The 3,310-nt window shown below is 37.6% G+C and carries 5 protein-coding genes and 1 pseudogene; 4 read left to right on the forward strand and 2 right to left on the reverse strand.

Annotation, left to right across the window (positions count from 1 at the left end; genetic code table 11):
- From WA010_RS10775 to WA010_RS10790, 4 genes and pseudogenes are all read left to right on the forward strand, one after another.
- Positions 1–858, forward strand: a pseudogene (locus WA010_RS10775) (hypothetical protein); the annotation flags it as partial.
- Positions 833–1,501 carry a Crp/Fnr family transcriptional regulator gene (locus WA010_RS10780; RefSeq protein ID WP_422557118.1) on the forward strand — a complete coding sequence of 223 codons (669 nt, stop codon included), beginning with the start codon at positions 833–835 and terminating at the stop codon, positions 1,499–1,501. The pseudogene WA010_RS10775 and the gene WA010_RS10780, both read left to right, overlap by 26 nt.
- A 60-nt stretch (positions 1,502–1,561) precedes the next feature.
- The gene (locus WA010_RS10785; protein WP_422557119.1) at positions 1,562–2,068 is read left to right on the forward strand and encodes a ferritin-like domain-containing protein; all 507 of its coding nucleotides are present in this window, start codon (positions 1,562–1,564) and stop codon (positions 2,066–2,068) included.
- 3 nt (positions 2,069–2,071) lie between these two features.
- Positions 2,072–2,524: an ankyrin repeat domain-containing protein gene (locus tag WA010_RS10790; RefSeq protein ID WP_422557120.1), complete on the forward strand. Its 453-nt coding sequence runs from the start codon at positions 2,072–2,074 to the stop codon at positions 2,522–2,524.
- Here the strand turns inward: WA010_RS10790 and WA010_RS10795 are convergent.
- Together WA010_RS10795 and WA010_RS10800 are read right to left on the reverse strand one after the other, a co-directional pair.
- A complete protein-coding gene (locus tag WA010_RS10795; protein ID WP_422557121.1) occupies positions 2,508–2,891 on the reverse strand; it encodes a YbgC/FadM family acyl-CoA thioesterase in 384 nt (127 codons plus the stop codon). The two genes, WA010_RS10790 and WA010_RS10795, sit on opposite strands and share 17 nt — an antisense overlap.
- A gap of 11 nt (positions 2,892–2,902) precedes the next feature.
- Positions 2,903–3,310: DUF234 domain-containing protein (locus WA010_RS10800; protein ID WP_422557122.1), on the reverse strand; the 408-nt coding region annotated here is incomplete at its 5' end.

Genomic DNA, 3,310 nt, shown 5'->3' on the forward strand with positions numbered 1-3,310 from the left:
AGTTACCATCATAAAGAGTATGAAATCAAACAATATGATCTTCAGGATGAATCAACTGCTTCTCTTTCACAGGTTTTAGATAGCATACATCAGGATGGGATGAATGCTATACTCGCTCCGCTAACTGCATCTGGGGCAAGAAACTTTACTTTACTGACTAATGACGTTCCTGTTTTTATCCCTACCGTCCATAAACGCGATATTCCTTTAGCACCTAAAAATATCGTTTTTGGTGGAATAGATTATGTTGCACAAATTGAAGCTCTACGCCCTTATATGAGTGATTCCATCGCAATATTTTATGATAACTCAAATGTTGGAACGCAACTCAAATCGATAACAGAAGAATTATTTTTATATCATCAAACTCAAAAGAAAAAAATCACTACTTATCCGGTTGACCTCAAGGGAGACAATATCATCACCCATCTCTCAAAACCATCTGCTTTCAATAAAGCCAGTGTGATTATCCATCTCCCTGTTGTTAAAAGTGCCCTTTTGACAGCGCACATGACTTTTACCGGGATAAAAGAACGTAATATTCTCTCTACTCAAATTAATATTGATCCGACGCTGTTAACACTGACCCAATATCAAGATCGCAAAAATATGATTTTAGCCAATTCTCTCATTGAGTTTCCGTCCGCTATTTATGAGTCAAATGCTTTAATGGGGCATGATATATCACTTGATTGGATTCAATACGCCACCAGTGTAGGAATTGATTATTTAATCGCCCATATAACCAATACTGATAGACAATATACGATGCGTATCATTAACTCTCAAATCATTTATCCCGTAGAGTTGCTACGTGCAAAAGAGTTTGGTTTTGAACCAATTATTTCTCATGAATAATACATTTTCACTGGAGACTATCGAGTTTTTTACTCATCTTAGTTCTCATCAATGCGCTCAATTAGAAAAAATTGGAATTTTTCGCCATTATGATAAAGGTGAAATTATCTTTTACGAAGGGGATGTAAGCAAATATTTTCATTTTTTAATTGAGGGTGAAGTTTCTATTTTTAAATCCAATACATCAAATGAGACAATGCTGATTCATCGTTTTCGTGCGCCGTCACTAATTGCTGAAGTAGCTTCACTCAAACAGATACCCTACCCTGCTTCTTGTGAAGCATTACAAACTTCTGTTATTTTAAAAATTTCTCGTGATCCCTTTTTAGACTTAATACAAAATGATCCCTCTTTTAGTATAGCCATTATCTCCTCTCTTACACAAAAAATTTCAGCATTAGAATTATCATTACAACGTCACAGTGCACCCAATGCCTTAGTTAAAGTAACTCGACTTATCCGTGATGACAGTGATATCTTTAATCGTCTTAAAGGAATTGAAATTGCTCAATTGCTTGGCATAACACCTGAAACACTCTCTCGTATGCTTAAAAAATTAAAATCTGAAGGTATTATTAGCTTTTCAAAATTGGATGGAATTACCCTTATTCTTCCTAAAAAATTATTTGAATATTGTGGATAATTATTTTCCTTTAAGAGAGAGCGTGATAGAGTTGGACTATCTATATTTGAGGAGCATCCGATGGGTAAAAGAGGTATTTCTCTCCTACGAGGGATCGAAGCAGAAACGGTTTATAATCTACTAAACAAAGCCTATTGCGATGAGTGGTTGGCGTACTATCAATACTTCATTGAGTCCAAAGTAGTCAAGGGTCTTATGAAAGACGCGGCAATCGTCGAACTCACCCAACACGCCGCAGATGAGCTACGTCACGCGACGATGGTGTGTGATCGTATCCTCCAACTCGGCGGAACCCCTGCCCTGCATCCCGCAGAATGGCTCACTAACTCAAATTGCGGCTATGATGCACCAACGGACGGTGATGTGCGAAAAGTATTAGAACAAGCGATCAAGGGTGAGCAGTGCGCTATCGGCGTTTACTCTAATATTCTCGATATTACCCGTGAGAAAGATATTATTACATACGATTTGGTCTCACAGATTTTAGCGGATGAAGTGGAACACGAAGAAGACCTTCAAACACTGTTTGATGATATCGAAGAGTTCATAGAGCAGTTCAAGAAGTAACTAATGATAAAAAAAATAGTCCTAGCATATCTGTTTGCATTTTCAGGGTTGTATGCTGCAGACATACTGGAATTGGTAGGATTACTTGATCGTAACGATACACAAACATTTCAATCCCAAGTCCAAACCCTAAGCGATGCCAATGCCGTACGCGAAGACAATAATAAAACAATTTTGATGTATGCAGTATGGGTAGGAAATACTGAAGCCGTCAAGTATCTAATCGAGAAAGGGGCTGATATTAACGCCCAAGATTTAGGAGGAGCAACAGCATTGCATCTCGCGGCATGGAAAGGTCATACCCCTATCGCTTTGTATCTACTCGAAAAAGGGGCATCGGGAAGAGCTATGAGCAAAGAGGGTATGACCCCTCTCGATATTGCTCTGATGCGGGAAAATCATGAAATAGGTAGAGCAATCGAACAAGCATCTCCGAAGCTCAAACCTCTGCTATAAGAGATAAAAACGCTTTTTCTTCAGAGGGGATTTTTGCCATATTCCCTGCGAAATCGAGATAGACCAATACTATCTTCATCGAAAAAAGTTTCTCATCTGAACGAAATACTTCCTGAAGCAATGTAAATGAAGCATTTTTAATCTCAACCAACGCTGTTTTTACTTCTAAAATATCTCCAAATTTAGCACTTTTAAGATAATCAGCTTCGATATGCTTGGCAACAAAATGTCCCCCCTCTAAGATCGATGAACGTCCCGCATCAAAAAAGAGCTGACTCCGCGCACGTTCACAGAAGTTCAGATAGTTAGAGTGATAAACAACACCGCCGACATCGGTATCTTCATAATAGACTCTTATTTGCATCATTAAACCTCGTATTAAATTAGTTCATCCAAGCTCCAAAGCTTATAGACAATTTTATATTCCTGATAGTCCTTGATAATATTTTTAGCTTTCTCTCTAAGCACTATTTCACTCAATCGATCAAGGTTGAGTTTAACTTCGGCAATCAATACTTCTTTACCCAGATCATCTACGGCAACGATATCAATTTCATTTTGGTTATTTCGCTCCCAATACGAACCAATTTTAGTATATTTTTTTTCCTCTTTCAAAAGTTCGATAAAGAGTTTTTCTAAAAATTTACCGCTAAACGTGTCAAAGTCACGGAGTACAATCTCTTTGAGTCTATCGTAGTTTTCTGCCTCGATCAACGATTGATACTTATAGATAAACCGGAACCAAAATGATAGAAAATTATCGATTATCTCGTATTTTTGAACTTT

It is taken from the genome of Sulfuricurvum sp. (genome assembly GCF_049305995.1).
Classification (GTDB): domain Bacteria; phylum Campylobacterota; class Campylobacteria; order Campylobacterales; family Sulfurimonadaceae; genus Sulfuricurvum.